Origin of the sequence: Nocardioides caldifontis (assembly GCF_008087345.1) — a bacterium.
In the GTDB taxonomy this organism is placed as follows: Bacteria; Actinomycetota; Actinomycetes; order Propionibacteriales; family Nocardioidaceae; genus Marmoricola_A; species Marmoricola_A caldifontis.
Genome location: NZ_VHIB01000001.1, coordinates 601,760 through 619,359, shown reverse-complemented (window position 1 = coordinate 619,359; position 17,600 = coordinate 601,760). Strand labels below are relative to the sequence as shown.

The 17,600-nt window shown below is 69.8% G+C and carries 17 protein-coding genes; 3 read left to right on the top strand and 14 right to left on the bottom strand.

The window, feature by feature from the left end; all coding sequences use genetic code 11:
• Together tenA (FIP57_RS11035) and FIP57_RS11030 are read right to left on the bottom strand one after the other, a co-directional pair.
• Positions 1–723: a thiaminase II gene (gene tenA, locus FIP57_RS11035; RefSeq protein ID WP_148573548.1), complete on the bottom strand. Its 723-nt coding sequence runs from the start codon at positions 721–723 to the stop codon at positions 1–3.
• A gap of 6 nt (positions 724–729) precedes the next feature.
• Complete coding sequence (locus tag FIP57_RS11030; protein WP_162529771.1) at positions 730–1,737, bottom strand: amidohydrolase family protein; 1,008 nt, start codon at positions 1,735–1,737, stop codon at positions 730–732.
• A gap of 97 nt (positions 1,738–1,834) precedes the next feature.
• Between FIP57_RS11030 and FIP57_RS11025 the strand changes: the two genes are divergently transcribed.
• Together FIP57_RS11025 and FIP57_RS11020 are read left to right on the top strand one after the other, a co-directional pair.
• On the top strand, positions 1,835–3,310 hold the full coding sequence (locus FIP57_RS11025; protein ID WP_148573546.1) for an aldehyde dehydrogenase family protein: 1,476 nt from the start codon (positions 1,835–1,837) through the stop codon (positions 3,308–3,310).
• A 61-nt stretch (positions 3,311–3,371) separates the two neighbouring features.
• Entirely contained in the window at positions 3,372–4,391 is a 1,020-nt protein-coding gene (locus tag FIP57_RS11020; RefSeq protein WP_162529770.1) for an alcohol dehydrogenase catalytic domain-containing protein, read from the top strand.
• A 92-nt stretch (positions 4,392–4,483) separates the two neighbouring features.
• Here the strand turns inward: FIP57_RS11020 and FIP57_RS11015 are convergent, their stop codons facing one another.
• Complete coding sequence (locus FIP57_RS11015) at positions 4,484–5,188, bottom strand: GntR family transcriptional regulator (RefSeq protein ID WP_148573544.1); 705 nt, start codon at positions 5,186–5,188, stop codon at positions 4,484–4,486.
• Positions 5,189–5,308: 120 nt separating this feature from the next.
• On the opposite strand from FIP57_RS11015, the gene FIP57_RS11010 reads away from it, so the two are divergent.
• On the top strand, positions 5,309–6,625 hold the full coding sequence (locus tag FIP57_RS11010) for an amidohydrolase family protein (RefSeq protein WP_148573543.1): 1,317 nt from the start codon (positions 5,309–5,311) through the stop codon (positions 6,623–6,625).
• Between the two features lie 45 nt (positions 6,626–6,670).
• On the opposite strand, the gene FIP57_RS11005 is transcribed toward FIP57_RS11010, so the two are convergent.
• The 11 genes from FIP57_RS11005 to FIP57_RS10955 all read right to left on the bottom strand — a co-directional run bounded on the left by FIP57_RS11005 (position 6,671) and on the right by FIP57_RS10955 (position 17,597).
• Positions 6,671–7,342 (bottom strand): GntR family transcriptional regulator, encoded by a 672-nt coding sequence (locus tag FIP57_RS11005; RefSeq protein ID WP_148573542.1) that lies wholly within the window; start codon positions 7,340–7,342, stop codon positions 6,671–6,673.
• A gap of 36 nt (positions 7,343–7,378) precedes the next feature.
• On the bottom strand, positions 7,379–8,377 hold the full coding sequence (locus FIP57_RS11000; protein ID WP_148573541.1) for a 2,5-dihydroxypyridine 5,6-dioxygenase NicX family protein: 999 nt from the start codon (positions 8,375–8,377) through the stop codon (positions 7,379–7,381).
• The gene (locus FIP57_RS10995) at positions 8,374–9,372 is read right to left on the bottom strand and encodes an LLM class flavin-dependent oxidoreductase (protein WP_162529769.1); all 999 of its coding nucleotides are present in this window, start codon (positions 9,370–9,372) and stop codon (positions 8,374–8,376) included. The genes FIP57_RS11000 and FIP57_RS10995 overlap by 4 nt, the downstream gene beginning before the upstream one ends.
• A complete protein-coding gene (locus FIP57_RS10990) occupies positions 9,372–10,478 on the bottom strand; it encodes a M20/M25/M40 family metallo-hydrolase (RefSeq protein WP_203231174.1) in 1,107 nt (368 codons plus the stop codon). The genes FIP57_RS10995 and FIP57_RS10990 overlap by 1 nt, the downstream gene beginning before the upstream one ends.
• Entirely contained in the window at positions 10,475–11,635 is a 1,161-nt protein-coding gene (locus FIP57_RS10985; protein WP_162529768.1) for a CaiB/BaiF CoA transferase family protein, read from the bottom strand. Before FIP57_RS10985 ends, FIP57_RS10990 begins: the two co-directional genes overlap by 4 nt.
• Before the next feature lie 32 nt (positions 11,636–11,667).
• Complete coding sequence (locus tag FIP57_RS10980) at positions 11,668–13,254, bottom strand: acyl-CoA mutase large subunit family protein (protein ID WP_148573538.1); 1,587 nt, start codon at positions 13,252–13,254, stop codon at positions 11,668–11,670.
• Positions 13,251–13,667 carry a cobalamin-dependent protein gene (locus tag FIP57_RS10975; RefSeq protein ID WP_238993402.1) on the bottom strand — a complete coding sequence of 139 codons (417 nt, stop codon included), beginning with the start codon at positions 13,665–13,667 and terminating at the stop codon, positions 13,251–13,253. The genes FIP57_RS10980 and FIP57_RS10975 overlap by 4 nt, the downstream gene beginning before the upstream one ends.
• A 13-nt stretch (positions 13,668–13,680) precedes the next feature.
• Positions 13,681–14,886 (bottom strand): M20 family metallopeptidase, encoded by a 1,206-nt coding sequence (locus FIP57_RS10970; protein WP_162529767.1) that lies wholly within the window; start codon positions 14,884–14,886, stop codon positions 13,681–13,683.
• A gap of 142 nt (positions 14,887–15,028) precedes the next feature.
• A complete protein-coding gene (tenA, locus tag FIP57_RS10965; protein WP_148573535.1) occupies positions 15,029–15,724 on the bottom strand; it encodes a thiaminase II in 696 nt (231 codons plus the stop codon).
• Positions 15,721–16,770: an ABC transporter substrate-binding protein gene (locus FIP57_RS10960; protein ID WP_148573534.1), complete on the bottom strand. Its 1,050-nt coding sequence runs from the start codon at positions 16,768–16,770 to the stop codon at positions 15,721–15,723. The genes tenA (FIP57_RS10965) and FIP57_RS10960 overlap by 4 nt, the downstream gene beginning before the upstream one ends.
• Positions 16,767–17,597, bottom strand: a complete 831-nt coding sequence (locus tag FIP57_RS10955) for an ABC transporter permease (protein WP_203231173.1) — start codon at positions 17,595–17,597, stop codon at positions 16,767–16,769. The genes FIP57_RS10960 and FIP57_RS10955 overlap by 4 nt, the downstream gene beginning before the upstream one ends.
• Positions 17,598–17,600: the final 3 nt, after the last annotated feature.

The following is a 17,600-nucleotide window of genomic DNA, read 5'->3' as shown; positions in this document are numbered from 1 at the left end:
TCACCCTCGCCCGACCTCGACCGCGAGGTCCGGCCATTGGCGGCAGTGGTAGGCCATGTCCCAGAACGCGACCTCGAGCCGGCTCGCCGTCGCGAAGACCTCGCGGAGCGCAGCCGTTCGACCCTCGCCCACGCGCGCCGCGAGCTCGTCGAGGTTGGCCTGCATCTGGCTCAACCGCCGGCCGTAGAAGTCGCCGACGAAGAACTCCATCCACGCCGTGTAGAGCGAGTCTGGGGCGATCTGGTCGACCAGGGTCAGCGCGATCTCGCGGTAGCTCACCGCGCAGGGCAGGATCGCGACCATCACGTCCAGCGCGTCGCCCCGGTAGGCCGTGGTGGTCAGGAACGAGGTGTAGGCCAGGGTGGTCGGCGCCATCGCCCGCGACCCACCGCGGTCCGCGGCACCCATCTCGACGATCCGAACCAGCAGCTCACGGTTCCGCGGCAGCTCGTTGTCGACGATGTTGTCCATCGAGTCGCGTAGCCAGGCGACCTCGTCGACGCGTGCGGCACGGGCGGCTCCGAGCGCCATCACCTTCGCGTACTCCTCGAGGTACATCGTGTCCTGCTCGAGGTAGAAGCGGAACCGGTCCAGGCTCAGCGTCCCCGTGGCCATCTCCCGGAGGAACGGGTGGGCGTGCAGCGACTCCCACACCGTGGGACACGAAGCGCGCAGCCCCTTTGCCGTGGCGCCCGTCACCGGGGCTGCCTGATGGGTGGTCACCGGCCCTCAGTCCAGGATCCGCATGATGCGGGCGAAGTTGTCGCCGAGGATCCCGTCCAGCTTGGCCTGCGGGATCTCCGGCATGTCGAGCTTCCGTGCGACGTCGTTGACGCCGAGGACCTTGTCGCGCAGGGCCACGGGGTCGTAGGTGAACCCCGGGTAGTCGGAGCCGAACACGACCTTCTCGAGGGGGACGAACATCTGCTCCAGGTGGACCAACCACCGGTACAGCTCCTCCTGGGTGACGGTCGAGATGTGGTAGCTCAGCTCGGCGAAGAAGTTCGGGTGCTTGGTGCACATGAACATCGCCTCCTCGACCCAGGGCGTGCCGCAGTGCGCGATGAGCAGCCGCACGGTCGGGAAGTGCCGGCCTACGTCGTCGAGGAGCGCGGGCCTCGCGTAGTCCATCCGGGCGTCGATCCGGGTCGACCCTGCCTGGTGCACCAGCACGGGGATGTCCAGCTCGGCCGCCTTCTCGAAGATCGGGAAGGAGAGCAGCGGGTCGGCCGGCGACCAGTGCTGGTACATCGGGTAGAGCTTCAGCCCTTGCAGTCCGAGCTCGGTGACCGCGCGCTCGAGCTCGGCGACCGCAGCCTTCACTCCCTTGTAATTGGGGTTGACGGAGGCGAAGCCGATGAAGGTGTCAGGGCGCTGCCGCTGCAGGTCCGCGATGTAGTCGTTGCACTTCTCCGGGGTAGGCGGACCAGCGACCGACGTGGCACCGATGTTGTCGACCGTGCCGATCAGCCGGCCGTCCAGGAACTGCGGTGACATCGCGAGCAGGACGATGCGGTCGAAGCCGGGATGGCCCGCGATCATCTCGTCGGGGCCGATCTCCAGGAACCCGTCGTGGGACAGGCCGCACGCGCCGTACTCCGCCTCGGTGGGCATCCGGTGGCTGGGCAGCTTGCCCTGCGCACGGTAGATGCACAGCGATCCTTCGCGGCCGTACTCCGCCGTGAAGGCGGGGTCCGCCGCCAATCCGAGGATGTGGGTGTGTGCATCGATGATCACTGCTGGCCGCCTCGCTCGCTCGGGTCCGCAACCCGTTGACGCTGTCGAAGCCGACAGCCTAGGGTGTGAGATCCAATATATGAAGTGTGAGGTGCACATGGTCAAGCTGCTCGACCCGGTCGCGTCCTTCGTCAACCGCGAGCACGGCGTCTTCATCGGCGGCGAGTTCGTCGACTCCCGCGGCGCCGACCGGATCCCGGTCACCGATCCGTACAGCGGGCAGGTGCTCACCACCGTCCCCTCAGGTGTCTCCGCCGACATCGACGCGGCCGTCGCGGCCGCGACCCAGGCCCTGCCGGCCTGGCGCAAGATGCCGACCGCGACGCGGGCGGAGCTCCTCTGGCGGCTCGGCGCCCGCATCGAGGAGCTCGCCGACGAGTTCGCCCAGCTGGACGCGCTCGACAACGGCAAGCCCGTCTCAGAGGCCCTCGCCGTCGACGTGCCGCTCTCGGCGGGGCTCTACAAGTACTACGCCGGCTGGGCGAGCAAGCTCGAGGGCCGCACGATCACGCCTCAGGGCGGCGCGAGCATGCACGTCTACACCCGCCGCGAGTCGGTCGGCGTCGTCGGGGCGATCATCCCGTGGAACTTCCCGTTGCTGATGTGCGGCTACAAGCTGGGCCCGGCGCTCGCGACCGGCAACACCGTGGTGCTCAAGCCTGCGGAGCAGACCCCGCTCTCGGCCCTTCGGCTCGCCGAGGTGATCAACGAGGTCGGGTTCCCGCCAGGCGTCGTCAACATCGTCACCGGCTACGGCCCGACCGCCGGCGCGCCGCTCGCCGCCCATCCCGGCGTCGACAAGATCACCTTCACCGGCGAGACCTCGACGGGCCAGAAGATCATGCAGGCGGCCCAGGGGAACATGAAGAAGGTGACCCTGGAGCTGGGCGGCAAGTCGCCCAGCGTCGTCTTCGCCGACGCCGACCTCGACGCGGCGCTGGAGGGGACCTTCGGGGCCGTCTTCTTCAACCAGGGGCAGTGCTGCATCGCCGGCGCCCGGGTGTACGTCGAGGACAGCATCGCCGACGAGTTCACCGCCCGGCTCGTCGACCGCGTGGGACAGGTGCGGCTCGGGTCGGGGCTGGACCCCGAGACCACCATGGGGCCGCTGGTCAGCGAGGAGCAGCAGGAGCGCGTCAACTCGATGATCCGGTCCGGCATCGACGAGGGCGCGACGATCGCGTCGGACCCGGACACCCCGTTGCCCGGCCAGGGCTCCTTCGTGCGTCCCACCGTCTTCACCGACGTGAAGCCCGACATGCGGATCATGCGCGAGGAGATCTTCGGCCCGGTCGCCATGGTGGCCCGGTTCAAGACCGAGGAGGAGGCGGTCATCCTCGCCAACGACACGTCGTACGGCCTCTGCTCCGGGGTGTGGACCAAGGACATCGCCCGCGCCCACCGGATGGCCGCCGGCATCCACGCCGGCACGGTCTACGTCAACACCTACGGGTACTTCGACCCGGCGGTCTCCTTCGGCGGCTTCAAGATGAGCGGCTTCGGCAAGGAGCTCGGCGAGGAGGCCCTCGACTCCTACCTCCAGACCAAGACGGTCTGGGTGAACCTGGACTGACCCGTCAGATGAAGAGAACGTCATGCGGCGCCTGCCGCGCACACGCCCGAGGAGGGGCTCGATGAAGGCTGTTGTCATGCGCGAGACCGGTTCGTACGAGGTCGCGGAGGTGCCCGAGCCGCCCCAGGGCGACCACGTGCTCGTCTCGACCAAGGCGGCCGGCATCTGCGGCACCGAGCTGCACATCCTCGACGGGATGCTCGAGCCGCCGTCCTACCCGTTCATCCTCGGCCACGAGGGCGCCGGCGTGGTGAGCTACGTGCCCGAGGGGGTCACCGAGGTCGCCGTCGGCGACCGCGTCGCGATCTACAACTTCGTGGGCTGCGGCCGGTGCGAGTCGTGCCGCAACGGGCGCGACAACTTGTGCACCGACCCGACAGGACAGCTCGGCTTCACCAGTGACGGCACCTTCCGCGACGAGGTCCCGGTGCCGGCCGCGAACTGCATCAAGCTGCCGGACAACGTGACCTTCGAGGACGCCGCCCTGCTCAGCTGCAGCGGGATGACCGCCGTGCACGCCCTCAGGCTCGCCGACGTGCGGTTCGGCCAGACCGTCGTGGTCGACGGGGTCGGCGGTGTCGGGCTCATGGTGATCCAGGCGGCGGTCGCCGCGGGGGCGACGGTCATCGCGGTCGCCGACTCCGACGCGCGCACGCCGCTCGCGAAGGAGGCCGGCGCGACCTCGGTCATCGTCCTCGACGAGCGGGGCTACGACCCGGTCGCCGACCGGATCCGCGAGGCGACCGGAGGCCGCGGCGCAGACCACTTCTTCGAGCTGGTCGGTACCACCGCGAGCATGCTCGCGGGGGTCCGGGGGCTGGCACGACGGGGCACGGCGGTGATCATCGGCTACACCGACGAGGAGCTGAAGATGCACCCCGTCGAGCTGATCCTCTCGGAGGTCCGCGTCGTGGGCTCGGTCGCCGCTGCCCGGCAGGACCTCGAGACCGCGGTCGCGATGTGCGCCCGTGGTGAGCTGAAGGCGCAGATCGATACCCGCTACCCGATCGACGAGGTCGGCATCGGGCTCGACCGGCTCCGGCGCCGCGAGGTGAACGGACGCAACGTCATCACGTGGTGACGATCTGCTCCACGCAGGAGGCCCGGACGCTCGGCGTCCGGGCCTCTTCCGTCTTCCGGGCGGACCGCTTCCGGCGCGCTTCCGCGAGGACGTCAGGAGCTCGGGTGGAGTGCTTCCCAGTGCGCGGCCATGACGCTCGCGACGTGCTCGCGCGTCAACAGCTCGGCGGCCTCCTGGTCCTGCTCCTCGATCGCTGCGACGATGCCACGGTGCTGGCGCGCCGACTCTGCCATCCGCCCCGGGATGCGGGCGGTGAGCCGCAGGATGCGGCGCTGGTGCGCGCCGAGCTTGGTGACGAGCTCTTGGACCCACTGGTTCGAGGAGAAGCCGTAGATGATGTCGTCAAGCTCCAGGAAGAGCGTGAGGACCTGCTCGGTCGCCCCGGCTTCGAGGGCCTCGTCCGTGGCCGCCAGGTTGTCCCGCATCGCCGCGAGCTGCGCCTCGGTGCGGTCGCGTGCGGCGAGGGCTGCACAAGCGCCCTCGACGAGCTGACGGATCCCCGAGATGTCCGCGAGGTCGTCGGGCTGGTAGTCGGTCACGACCGCGCCGCGGTAGGGCACGAGCCGGACGAGCCCGTCGTTGGCCAGCTTGGCGAACGCCTCGCGCACGGGGGTCTTGCTCACGCCGAACCCCTTGGCGATCTCCTGCTCGCGCAGGGTGGAGCCCACGTCGTGCGAGCCGTCGATGATCCCCTCGCGGAGCCGCTCGTAGACGATGTCGCGGAGCTGGGAGTGCTGCAGGAGCTCCGGGCCGCTCCGCGGAGGAGCAGCCCGCCGTCGTGCCGTTGCGTCGACCAAGGCGTATCCCCCTGCGGAACTCGTTGCTTGCAGACCCGGTATCCGAGATAGTTAGATCTCATATCTTAGACCTAAGATTACGAGCGTGTGAACGCGCGGGGAGACAAGGAGCCAGCACACATGGGCCGCATCATCATCACCGGCGGGACGATCCTGACGATGAACGACCAGGGCGACGTGCACTTCGGAGGCCACGTCGTCCTGTCCGGCGACCGCATCGAGAGCGTCGGCGCCGGCGCCTACCAGGGCCCCGCCTCGGACGACGACCGGGTGATCCGTGCCGAAGGCATGGTGGTCATGCCGGGGATCGTCGACCTCCACTACCACACCGCGATCGGCAAGGGGTTCAGCGATCACCTGCCGCTGTGGGAGTACCTCGACACCTGCTGGTACCCGTTGATCCGCAACCTCGACGCCGAGGCGGCCTACTGGGCGGCCGCCGGTTCGTACCTCGAGTCGATCAAGGCCGGCGTCACGACGGTCAACGACATGTACCGCCGCCTCCCGGACCTCGGCCGGGCCGCGGTCGACATCGGCATCCGGGCCGTGCTCTCCAACGATGTCGCGCTCGACGAGCACGACCTCGACACGCTCCAGGACAACAAGGACGCGTACGACGCCGTCCACGGCGCCGGCAACGGCCGGGTCGAGGTGTACGTCGGCATCGAGTGGCTCCCGCTGGCCTCCCCCGAGCTCCTGCGCGACGCGCGTCTGCTCGCCGACGAGCTCGACACCGGGATCCACATCCACCTCAACGAGTCCCTCACCGAGGTCGAGGACTCGATGAAGCGGTTCGGCATGCGCCCCACCGAGGTCGCGTACGACGCCGGGCTCCTGGGCCGCAACTGCATCGCCGCCCACTGCGTCTGGCTGTCGGACCGGGAGATCGCGCTCATGCGGGAGACCGGGACCCAGATCTCGCACAACCCCTCGTCGAACGCCAAGCTCGGCAACGGCATCGCGCGGCTCCCGGAGATGCTCAACGCCGGCATCAACGTCGGGCTGGGCCACGACGCGGCGGAGTGCAACAACAGCCGGGACCCCTTCGAGGTCATGAAGTTCGCCTCGCTGATGCACCGCGCCTCACGGGTCGACGCGAGCCTCCAGCAGGCTCCCGACGTCGTACGGATGGCGACCCGCAACGGCGCCGCGGCGCTCGGTCACGAGACCGGCGAGCTGACCACCGGCAAGAAGGCCGACGTCATCCTCGTGGACACCCACAACACGATGTTCCTCCCGCTGGCTCCGGAGGACCCGGCGCACCTCTACTCGCACCTGGTGTTCAGCGCGAACGGCAGCGCCGTCCACACCAGCATCATCGACGGCGAGGTCGTCATGGAGGACCGGCGGCTGCTCACGCTCGACGAGGACGAGATCCTCAAGAACGCCAACGAGGCGTTCCTCCGCACCCGCGCCCGGGTGGTCGGCCAGGGGTGACCCGAGCAAGGAGGGGCCGCGCCGGAACGCCGGCGCGGCCCCTTCTCAGACTCCTTGCTTGAACGACTTGAGCCGGTCCGCCATCACGCTCGCGACGTGCTTGCGCATCTGCTGCTCGGCGCGGCGCTGGTCGTGGTCGCGGATGGCGTCGAGGATCTTCTGGTGCTCCTCGATCGACCGCTCGAGCCGGCCCGGGATGGCCACGGTCATGCGGCCGATCCGGCGCTGGTGCCCCTCGAGGTTCTCCACCAGCTCGGTGAGCCACTTGTTCCGGGAGTGCTTGTAGATCAGCTGGTCGAAGCTGTCGAACAACGCGGCGACCTTGTCGATCTTCCCCTCCGCCAGCGCGGCACGGGACTTCTCGATGTTGCGCTCGATCGCCTCGATGTCGGCGTCGGTGGCGTGCGCCGCGGCCGAGCGGGCACAGGCGCCCTCCACCAGCTGGCGGATGTCGGAGATCTCCTCCAGGTCGGCGGCGGAGTATCCCGCGACCACCGCACCGCGGTAGGGGATGAGCTCGACGAGCCGGTCCTTCTCGAGCCGCACGAAGGCCTCGCGCACCGGCGTCTTGCTGACCCCGAGGCGGGAGGCGATCTCCACCTCGCGCAAGGCGGCACCGATGTCGTAGGTGCCGTCGATGATCCCGCGCCGCAGGTGGTCGTAGACCCGGTCCTTGAGCTGCAGGTGCTCGAGTGTGCCGTTGTTGACCCTCTCCATCAGCTCACCGTCCCGCCCCCCGAAAAATTGCCTGGATCAGGATAGGGCATCCGACGGCCCTGCACCGGCCACGAGCTGCCCGTCCACCAGCACCGGCTCGCCATCCAGCTCGAGCGTCGCGTGCTGCATCACGCAGTCCAGGTGCGCGACCGCATCGACCGTGCCACCGTACGCGATGGAGTTGCCGATCGCGATGTGCGCGCTGCCGAGCGTCGACTCGGTCTCCATGGCGACGCCGCAGACCCGGCCGTTCGGGTTCAGCCCCACGGAGACCTCGGCCAGGTTGCTCATCCTGGAATCGCGGCAGCACTCCACCATGTCGGTGAGCCGCGCGGCCTCGTCACCCTCGACGGCGCGCAGCAACCCGTCCTCGAAGTGCATCGCGACCTGGCCCTTCAATGGCCCCGGTCCCATGAAGAGGAAGTCGGCGTCGATCACCGCGACACCGTTCGAGGAGGCCTCGACGGGCGCCGTGCCGGCCTCGACGTCGGGAGGCGCCATGTAGTCGCCGGCGCCGCGCGCGACCCCGAAGAGCGCGCGGCCCGGCCGACGCTCGACCGAGCCGGAGAGGTCGGTGCCGGCCGGCGTCGTGAGCCGGTAGGTGGTCGCCCGTCCCCAAGCGGCCGCGACGGTCTGGGTGAGCTCGCGCAGCGCGTCGAAGTCGACGTCGAGCGGGCCGCCGAGCCGGAAGGTGTCGGCACGGACGCCGGGCATCGCCAGGTAGCGGGTCCCAGCTGCGGTGGCGTGCTGGCGCGCCTTGCTCGAGCCGATGAAGGTCGACGTCAGCTCGATGGCCGCCGCGGCCGAGTGCAGGAGCGCGGCTACGGCGGCCGGGGGCTCGCTGCCCGGCACCTGGTAGCGAGGGACCTCGGCGACGACCGGCACCGCACGGCGCTCCTCGAGCCCGCTCACCAGCGCCTCGACGACGCTGCGGTCGGTCTCGTGGTCGGTGAGCAGGACGACCTCCTCGCCCTGGCACGCGGCGAGGCACTGGTCGAGGACCCGGCCGACGGTGACCGCCGGGAGGAGGCTCATCCGCCGACCACCTCGTCGAAGGCCTTGCGAAAGTTCCGCACGGTCTTCATCCGGTCGTTGCCGAGCGGGAACACCGAGACGCAGTCGACGCCGAGCTCCCGCATGTTCCCGAGGTGCTCCCGTGCCCGGTCGAGGTCGCCGGCGAGCGCCATCCGGTGCACGAAGTCCTCCGGCAGCAGCTTCGCGGCCTCCGCCGCCTCCTGGAACTCGCCGCCCTGGTACATGGACCGCACCTTCTGGATCAGCTCGGAGGAGAGCCCGGCCATCTCGCAGTACACCGGCGCGGTCTGCGGGAACCACGCCGCGATCGTCCGTCCGGCATCGAGCGCGGCGTCGGTGTCCTCGTCGATCGCGCCGTAGGCGAAGACGGTGATCTTGGGGCGCGCCGAGCGACCGGCGATCTCCACCCCGCGGTCGATGTGGTCCAGCGCCCACTGCAACCCCTCGGGGTGCAGCCCGGCCAGCAGGATCACGCCGTCGGCGACCCGCCCGGCGAGCTCGAGGGTCTTGGGGCCGCTGGCCGACATGTAGATCGGCATGGTCGTGGGGCCTGGCTCGCGCATGTGCGCGTCCACCAGCGAGAACCCCTCGCCCTTGAAGTCGACGTGCTCGCCGGTCCACAGCGCGCGGATCGCCTCGATGGCGCCCTCGAGCCGTGCCAGCTTCGCGGGCTTCAGCCCAAGCGACAGCAGCGGCCGGTCGCCGGCACCGATCCCGCAGACCGCACGCCCCTGCGCCAGCTCGTTGACGGTCGCGAAGGCCGTCGCGGTGACGGCGGGGTGCCGGCTGACCGGGTTGGTGACCGCGGTGCCGAGCTGGATCCTGCTGGTACGGCGGGCAGCGAGCGTCAGGTGGACGTACACGTACCGCGCGTGCAGGGAGGAGTCGGTCAGCCAGAGCTCGTCGAAGCCGCTCCCCTCGATCTCGTCGACCATCCCCTCGAAGATCTCGGGGGGGTCGACCGGCTGAAGCGCGACACCGCTCTTGATGGACATCATTCCTCCGTGGTCGTGTAGGTGACGATGGTCTCCGCCAACGCGCGCAGGCCGCGCCCGATCGGGTCGACGTCGATCCACTCCTCTTCGGTGTGGGTGAGCTCTCCGGTGGTGATCCCGAGGGTGACCGCCGGGATGCCCAGTGCGTAGGCGGCGTTGGCATCCGTGCTGGCCGCCGTACGACGGGGGTGGACGCCGGCCGACTCCAGCGCCCGTTCGGCCGCAGTGACCAGCCGGTGCGCGGGGTCGATGCTGCCTGCCGGGCGCCGGCCGATGACCTCGACCTCGGCGGCCACCTCGTGCTTCGCGCAGAGCGAGCGGACCACGTGGTCAGCGGACGCCACCAGGGCGTCGAGGGCGTCCTGGGACTCCGCGCGCAGGTCGAGCTGGAGCCGCAGGTGGCGGGCCCGCGCGTTGATCGACTCGCCGCCGGTGACGGTGCCGACGTTGACCGTGGTGCGGCCCTCGGGACGGGGCATCGCGTCGAGGTCGGCGATGATCCGGCCGCCGACGTGGACCACGCTCGGATGGTCCGCGTCCTCCCAGGCGTGACCGCCGGGTCCGGTCAGCGACAGCGCGATGCGGTGCGAGCCCACGCCCACGTTGTTCACCCGCCCGAGGTAGTTGCCCTCGAGCGCGATGAGCGACGCGACCGAGCGGTCGGGGTCCCGCAGGGCGGCCGTCACGCCGCGCAGGTTGCCCAGCCCCTCCTCGCCCACGGTCGCGACGAGCCACACCGGTCCCGGCAACGTGGGGGGCAGCAGCCGGTCCAACGCGGAGAGCGCGGCGACCGCGACCGTGTCGTCGCCGACGCCCGGCCCGACTAGCCTGTCGCCGACACGACGCGCGCCGTGCTCGACCTCGCGGTCGAAGACCGTGTCCAGGTGCGCCGCGACGACCAGCCCCGGGCCGGTGCCCGGACGCAACGTGGCCCAGAGGTTGCCGACCTGGTCCTGCGAGACGTCGGCGAGGCCGTCCTCGTGCCACCAGCCGCGCACCACGTCGGCACGGTCCTGCTCGTCGAGGGGTGGCGCCGGCACGGCGCACAGCTCGACGGTTCGCTCGAGCACGTGGCGGGCGAGCACTTCCTCCGTCTCCGCGGTCACGCGCCACCGTCCCCGGTGACGCCCGACCCGGTGAGCCGCTCGCGCAGCGTGGTGCGGACCTCGTCGTCGTGCTCGCCGAGGGCGGGTGCCGGACGCGGGTAGCGGAGCGGTCCGTCGACCTGCAGCGGGGGCCCGATGTGCCGGTACCCGCGCTCTCCTCCTCCCTCGTCGCGCACCAGCCCCAGGTGCTCCACCTGGGGCGAGGTGAGGGCCTCGCGCAGGTTCCGCACCCGTGCTGCCGGGACGCCCGCCTCGGCGAACCACCCGAGCCACACCGCGACGTCCTCGGTCGAGAGGCGGCTCTCGATCTCGGTGATCAGCTCGTCGAGGTTCCGGACCCGCTCCGCGTTGGTGCGGAACCGCGCGTCAGAGGTGAGCTCCGTGGCACCGAGCACCTCGCAGAACCGGATCCACAGCGCCTCGCTCCCGGCGCCGGCGACCACCAGCGACCCGTCGCGGGCCCGGAACGCGCCGTACGGGGCGAACGTCGGTGAGTGGCTGCCCATCGGCTGCGGCAGCTCGTCGTCGACGAACAGCGCGGGCACCGCACTCGTGAAGCAGGCCAAGGCGAACTCGATGAGCGACGACGTCACGTGAGCACCCCTCCCGGTCCGGTCACGAGCGTAGAGCGCACTGACCACGCCGAGTGCGCAGGAGATGGCGCTGCCGATGTCGAGCACCGGAGCCCCGACCTTGACCGGGCCGGACTCGGCGGACCCGGTGACGCTCATCAAGCCGCTCTCGGCCTGGAGGATGAGGTCGAAGCCGCCCTTGGACGACTCGGGCCCGGTCTGGCCGTAGCCGGAGACCGACCCGTACACGAGGTGCGGGTGCCGCTCGCGCACCGACTCGGCGTCGAGCCCGAGCCTGGCAAGGGATCCGGGCCGTCCGTTCTCCATGAAGACGTCGGCGTCGGCGAGAAGCGCGTCGAGCTCCGCACGGCCGGCCTCCGACCTCAGGTCCACCACGATGCTCCGCTTGCCGGTGTTGAGCGCCTGGAACAGGCCACTCTCCCCGCCGACGAACGCCGTGCCCTGCGAACGGTAGGGGTCACCGTCCGGCGACGCCTCCACCTTCACCACGTCCGCGCCGAGCGCCGCCAGCAGCATCGTGGCGTACGAGCCGGAGACGAACCTCGTCAGGTCGACGACCTTCACCCCTTCCAGGGGCGCTCCTGCGGGGCGGGGGCTCACCACGACTGCGGCTCCCGGTGCTCGCCGAAGACGTCCCGCATCTCGTCGGCGATCTCGCCGAGGGTGCAACCCGAGCGCGCGCAGTGCATCAGGGCGGGCATCACGTTCCCGTCACCCTCCAGGACCGAGCGCAGGGCGGCGAGCGCGTCCTTGGCGAGCTGGTCATCACGGGCGGCCAGCCGTTCGCGGAGCGCGGCGCGCTGACGTTCCGCCGCCTCCTGGTCGACCTCGAACAGCGGCGGCGCCACCGCATCGTCCTCGACGTACTTGTTCACGCCGACTCGGACCCTCTCGAGGCTCGCGACCTCGCGCTCGTACTCGTACGCCGACTCGGCGATCCACCGCTGCGGGACGCCCTCGGCGAGCATCTCGACGTAGCCGCCGCCCTTGTCGATCTCCTCGATGAGCGCCCACGCCCGCTCCTCGATCTCGTCGGTCAGCGCCTCGACGAAGTAGGAGCCGGCCAGCGGGTCGACGACCTTCGCGACGCCCGACTCGTGCGCGATGATCTGCTGGGTCCGCAGCGCCAGCCGGACGGACTCCTCGGTCGGGATCTCGAGGGCCTCGTCGTAGCCCATCACGTGGATCGACTGGGCGCCGCCGAGCACCGCGGCGAGGCACTGCAGCGTGGAGCGGACGACGTTGTTCAGCGGCTGCTGCGCCGTCAGTGTCGCCCCGGAGCAGCCCGAGAAGAACCGCAGTCGACCCGAGGTCTCCTTCTTCGCGCCGAACCGCTCCGTCGCGATCCGGTGCCACATGCGGCGGGCCGCGCGTACCTTGCTGGCCTCCTCGAAGAAGTCCAGCTGGCTGGCGAAGTGGAAGGAGAGCCGGGGCGCGAAGAAGTCGAACTCGAGCCCCCGCTGGCGGAACGCCTCGGAGTAGGCGATCGCCGACGCCATCGTCAGGCCGATCTCCTGCACCGCGTTGCAGCCGGCCTCGCGCGCGTGGTAGCCGGTGATCGAGATGCCGTTGAATCGCGGCAGCTCCGCTGAGGCGAACTCGACCACGTCGGCGACGAGCCTCAGCGAGGGCGCCGGCGGGTAGATGAAGGTCTTCCGTGCCAGGAACTCCTTGAGGATGTCGTTCTGCAACGTCCCCGCCACGTCGGCGAGCGCGGCGCCCTGGCGCTCGGCGGCGACCAGGTAGAAGGCCAGGATGATCGGGGCGGTCGCGTTGATCGTGAAGTTCACCGACAGCTGGTCGATGGGCAGCCCGTCGAAGACGAGCTCCATGTCCTCGACGGTGTCGATGGCCACCCCGACGCGGCCCACCTCCGAGGTGACCCGCTCGTCGGTCGAGTCATAGCCGAGCTGCGTGGGCAGGTCGAAGGCGACGCTCAGGGCCGTCTGACCCTGCGACAGCAGGTAGCGGTAGCGGGCGTTGGTGTCGGCGGCCGAGCCGTAGCCGGCGTACTGGCGCATCGACCAGAGCTGGCCGCGGTACATCGACTCGTAGGCCCCGCGCGTGAACGGCGGGTGACCAGGCCGACCGAGCCGCTCGCCCAGCCCCGGGGTGACCGAGCCCTCGTCGTAGTACGGCTCGAGCTCGATGCCCGAGTCCGTCCTCACCGTGCTCCCGCTCATGCCACTCCCCGCCTCTCGTCGACCACCCCGCGCACGCCGTCCACGACGTCCTCGAGGGGAGTGCCCACGGGATAGACCGCGCGGGCACCGACCCCGAGGAGCCGGGGGACGTCCTGGGGCGGGATCGTGCCGCCCACCACCACCGCCACGTCGTCGAGCCCGGCACGCCGGCACTCGGCGACGTACTCCTCGGTGACGGCGAGGTGCACACCAGACAGGACGGAGAGCCCGATGACGTCGGCGTCCTCGGCCACGGCCGCCGCCACGGCCTCCTCGGCCCGCACGTGCAGCCCGAGGTAGATCACCTCGAACCCGGCGTCGCGCAATGCCATGCCGACCACCTTGATGCCGCGGTCGTGCCCGTCCAGCCCCGGCTTCGCCAGGACCACGCGGCCGCGGACAGCGGTGCTCACCGTCATCCCAGACCTACTTCGGCTGGAGCGCCAGCGCCCCGAACGTCGCGTAGACCTTCGTCGCTTCGACGAGGTCGTCGAGCGAGAGGTGCTCGTCCGGGCAGTACACCGGCTCGCCGCCCGGGCCGAAGATGATCGTCGGCACGGTGCTCCCGAAGCTGGCGGTGTCGCCCAGCCAGCCGGCGGCCTGGAGCGGCGGCTCGGCACCGCGCACGCTGCGCACCGACTCGCGCATCAGCTCCACCACCGGGTCGCCCGGCTTCGCCAGGTAGCCGGACTTCACGTCGACCAGCTCCACCTCGGCACGGAACCGCGGGTCGCGCTCCTTGGCCGCCTCGAGGCACCGGTCGATCTCGGCGCGCACCTCCTCGACGCCCACGCCCGGCTGCGGCCGGCAGTCGACCCGGATCACGCACTCGTCGGGGATCATCGACGGACCGCCCGGGGGCAAGCCGCCGTACACGCGTCCGGGAGCCATGTAGGTCTCGTCGCCGAAGAGGTCCCGCACCCAGGTCTCGAGCTGCGGCCGGAGGGCCGAGCGGTCGAGCTCGAGGATCGCCTGCGCCGCGAGCGCGTTGGCGTTGACGGCCAGCGGCTTGTGGCAGGTGTGCGCCGAGGTGCCGATCACCGTGATGTCGAAGTAGTAGCGACCGCGGTGGCCGAGGAAGATCTCGTTGTCCGAGAGCTCGCCGAGCACGCAGTAGTCGGCGGAGAACTCGTCGAAGTACCGGATCGACCCCAGCTGGTCACCCATGTGGTCCGAGACCGCGGCCATCGCCAGCGTGCCGGCCAGCGGGACACCCGAGTCCCGGAGCGCCTCGATGGCCACGATCTGGCAGACCAGTGCGGCCTTCATGTCCATGATCCCGTGGCCGTAGATCGCGCCGTCGATGAGCTCACCGGAGAACGGCGTGGTCTTCGTCCACCCGTGCGAGACGGGCTTGGTGTCCATGTGGCCGGTCATGACCACGCGGGGGCCGTCGCCGAACCTGACCTCGCCGATCGCGTTGGGGCGGTCCTCCAGGACCTCCTGCTTCCGTGCGTCCTCGAACCCCGAGGCCTTCATCAGGTCGACGAGGTACTCCGCGAGCGGTCCTTCCTCCCCGAGGACCGACGGGATTCGGCAGACCTCCTGGACCACCGAGTAGAGGCGGTCGTAGTCGATCGCGTCGAGGACCTTGTCGACTGGTGCGGCGTGCGGTGCGGCGTGGCTGGTCATGGCCATCTTCCTGTCATGTCGTGATTCCTACATTAGATATGATGTATGAGATTGCGAGGCCTGGCAAGGCCCTGGAGAGGACCCGGCGGCGGGGAAGGGTCCCCGCCGCCGGTCGTCAGCCCGACTCGCTCGACCAGGTCGCTCAGCCCAAGGCGGGCCAGGCCTCGGCGCGGTAGGCCGAGTCCCAGAACATCCACTCGTAGCGCGTCGCCGTGAGCGCCACCTCGACCGCACGGGCCTTCTCCACATCACTGACGTCCCGGGCCAGGACGTCGACGTCCGCGAGGACCCGCTCCACCTCGTCGAGGTAGTCAGTGCCCGCGTAGTTGTCGATCCACTTCTGGTACGCCGACCTCGGCGAGCCGTGCGCCTTCAGGTGCACGCCCACCTCGGCGTAGACCCACATGCACGGCAGGACGGCCGCCAACCCCTCGAAGAAGGAGGCCGAATGCACCCTCGCGGTCACGAAGTCCACGTAGGCCATCGCGGTCGGCGAGGGGTCCAGCCGGTCGTGCACGGGCGCCTCGCCACCGAGCATCGTCGCGAGCTCGGCGTGCAGCGCAGACTCCGCCGTGACCGCGCCCGCGGCGTGCTTGAGCAGCGACCGTGTCATGGGCATCGTCGGCGCCTTGGCACTGAGCGCCGCGAGGCACCGGGAGTACTCGTTGACGTAGTAGGTGTCCTGGTCAAGGAACCGGAGGAAGGCTGCCGGGTCCAGATCACCGGAGGTCAGCCCGGTGATGAACGGGTGGTCGAGGATCGCCCGGTGGATGGGCTCGATGGCCGACCACAGCTCGCCGGTCCAACCCGTCCGTCGGTTCGCGATCGTGGCGGTCATCCAGCGGCCTTGGGGAGGTAATCGGTGGTGACGACCTTCTCGGCGTCGACCTCCTTGGAGAGGAGGTCGTTGTCGTAGAGCCAGTCGGCCAGCTCCTGCCACTCCGCGACGTCCATCTGGCCGAAGCCGTCCGGGTTCTCGAGCAGCGGCGCGGTCTGGTCGATCATCTCCTTCATGCTCTCCGGGCTGTACCCCTTGGCAACCTTCTCGATCGCGTCGAAGGCCGCGTCGTGGTCTTCCTGCGCCTTTGCGTCGCCCTTCGCGAGCCCGGCGAGGAACTTGCGGACGGTCTCCTGGTACCCCTCGTCCGACTCCAGCTTGCTGCGCTGGGCGATCAACACGAGCTCGTCGTACTCGGGGACGCCCGCTTCGCCGACTGCATAGCCGACCGGGTCGACGCCGTGCTCGCGGAGCTCGACGCTTTCGATGTTCTGGTAAGCGCCGATGATCGCGTTGACCTTCCCCGAGATCATCGCCGGGGAGTAGCCCTGGTTGATCGAGACGAACTTGATGTCCTCGTCCTCGAACCCCTGCTGCTTCAACGCATAGGCCCACATGGCCTCCGACACCGGGTCGCCGGAGGAACCGATCGGCTTGCCCTTGAGGTCCGTGATGTCCTGGACCTCGTCGGTCCTGTGGAGGATCAGCGAGTTCAGCGTGGTCGGGATGAGCGCCGCGACGGCGACGACGTCGAGCCCTTCGGCCTCGGCGTTGATGATCGCGTTGGCGTAGGAGATGGCCAAAGGCATCTGCCCCAGGCTGACCATCTTGAGCGAGTCGGTGTTGTTGGAGGGCGGCTGGAACTTGACCTCGAGCCCCTCCTCCTCGAAGGCGCCCATCTCCTTCGCGGTGTAGAGGGAGATGTGGTCAGGGTTCGGGAACCACTCCAGGAGCACGCTGACCTCGCTGGCGGCCTTCGAGCCGCCACTACCACCGTCACCGCTCCCGTCGGCTTCGTCGTCACCGCACGCGGTCAGCGAGCCGAGGCTGAGGAGCAGCCCCGTGCCGAGAACGGCTGCCCTCCGCCCGATGTTGATCTTCCTCATCGGCGTTCTTCCTTTCTTGCCCACGGGCAGACGAACCGCTCGACGATCGAGACGGTCACGAAGAGGGAGATGGACATGAACGTGAGGATGAAGATCGCCACGAACACCATGTCCGTCTGCAGCTGCGAGGTGGCCTGGATCATCACGTAGCCCAGGCCGTCGAGCGATCCCGAGAACTCGCCGAAGACGGCACCCACCGAGGCGTACGTCGCCGAGATGCGGAGACCGGTGAAGAAGGAAGGCAGGGCCGCCGGGATCTCCACCCGGCGGAGGATCGCCCACCTGCTCGCGTCCAGCGTGCGCATCACCTTGATGAGCTCCGGATCCACGGACGACAGTCCGTGCATCGTGTTGACGACGATGGAGAAGAAGCAGATCAGCGCCACGACGATGACCTTCGGCATCAACGTGTAGCCGAATATGATCGCCAGCACCGGCGCGATGACGACGATGGGGACCGCCTGCGAGCCGATCAGCAGCGGCATGATCGCGGTGCGCAAGGCCTCCGAGAGGTGCAACGCCAGGGCGATGGTGACGCCGACGGCGATGGCCAGCCCGAAGCCGATCAGCACCTCTTGCAAGGTCACCCGCGTCGCGCTCGAGAAGGTGTCCGCCCACCGCTCGCTCGCCGACGTCCAGATGTCGGTGAGCGACGGCAGGATGTAGTCCGGGACGCCGAAGGAGGTGTTGGCGAGCTGCCACAGCACGCCCACCGCGATCAGGATCGTCGCCGGCGGCATCACGCGGCGGAGGCCGCCGCGCATCCTCATCTGGCCCCTGCCCGGGTCGGTCCCCGGGGGCGGAACACTCTCGGTGGTGGGGCTCATCGT

Coding starts and splice junctions, on each gene's coding strand:
- FIP57_RS11025 (WP_148573546.1), top strand. CDS start 1,835: ATGGTCAAGCTGCTCGACCCGGTCGCGTCCTTCGTCAACCGCGAGCAC.
- FIP57_RS11020 (WP_162529770.1), top strand. CDS start 3,372: ATGAAGGCTGTTGTCATGCGCGAGACCGGTTCGTACGAGGTCGCGGAG.
- FIP57_RS11010 (WP_148573543.1), top strand. CDS start 5,309: ATGGGCCGCATCATCATCACCGGCGGGACGATCCTGACGATGAACGAC.
- FIP57_RS11005 (WP_148573542.1), bottom strand. CDS start 7,342: ATGGAGAGGGTCAACAACGGCACACTCGAGCACCTGCAGCTCAAGGAC.
- FIP57_RS11000 (WP_148573541.1), bottom strand. CDS start 8,377: ATGAGCCTCCTCCCGGCGGTCACCGTCGGCCGGGTCCTCGACCAGTGC.
- FIP57_RS10995 (WP_162529769.1), bottom strand. CDS start 9,372: ATGTCCATCAAGAGCGGTGTCGCGCTTCAGCCGGTCGACCCCCCCGAG.
- FIP57_RS10980 (WP_148573538.1), bottom strand. CDS start 13,254: ATGAGCGGGAGCACGGTGAGGACGGACTCGGGCATCGAGCTCGAGCCG.
- FIP57_RS10970 (WP_162529767.1), bottom strand. CDS start 14,886: ATGACCAGCCACGCCGCACCGCACGCCGCACCAGTCGACAAGGTCCTC.
- tenA (WP_148573535.1), bottom strand. CDS start 15,724: ATGACCGCCACGATCGCGAACCGACGGACGGGTTGGACCGGCGAGCTG.
- FIP57_RS10960 (WP_148573534.1), bottom strand. CDS start 16,770: ATGAGGAAGATCAACATCGGGCGGAGGGCAGCCGTTCTCGGCACGGGG.
- FIP57_RS10955 (WP_203231173.1), bottom strand. CDS start 17,597: ATGAGCCCCACCACCGAGAGTGTTCCGCCCCCGGGGACCGACCCGGGC.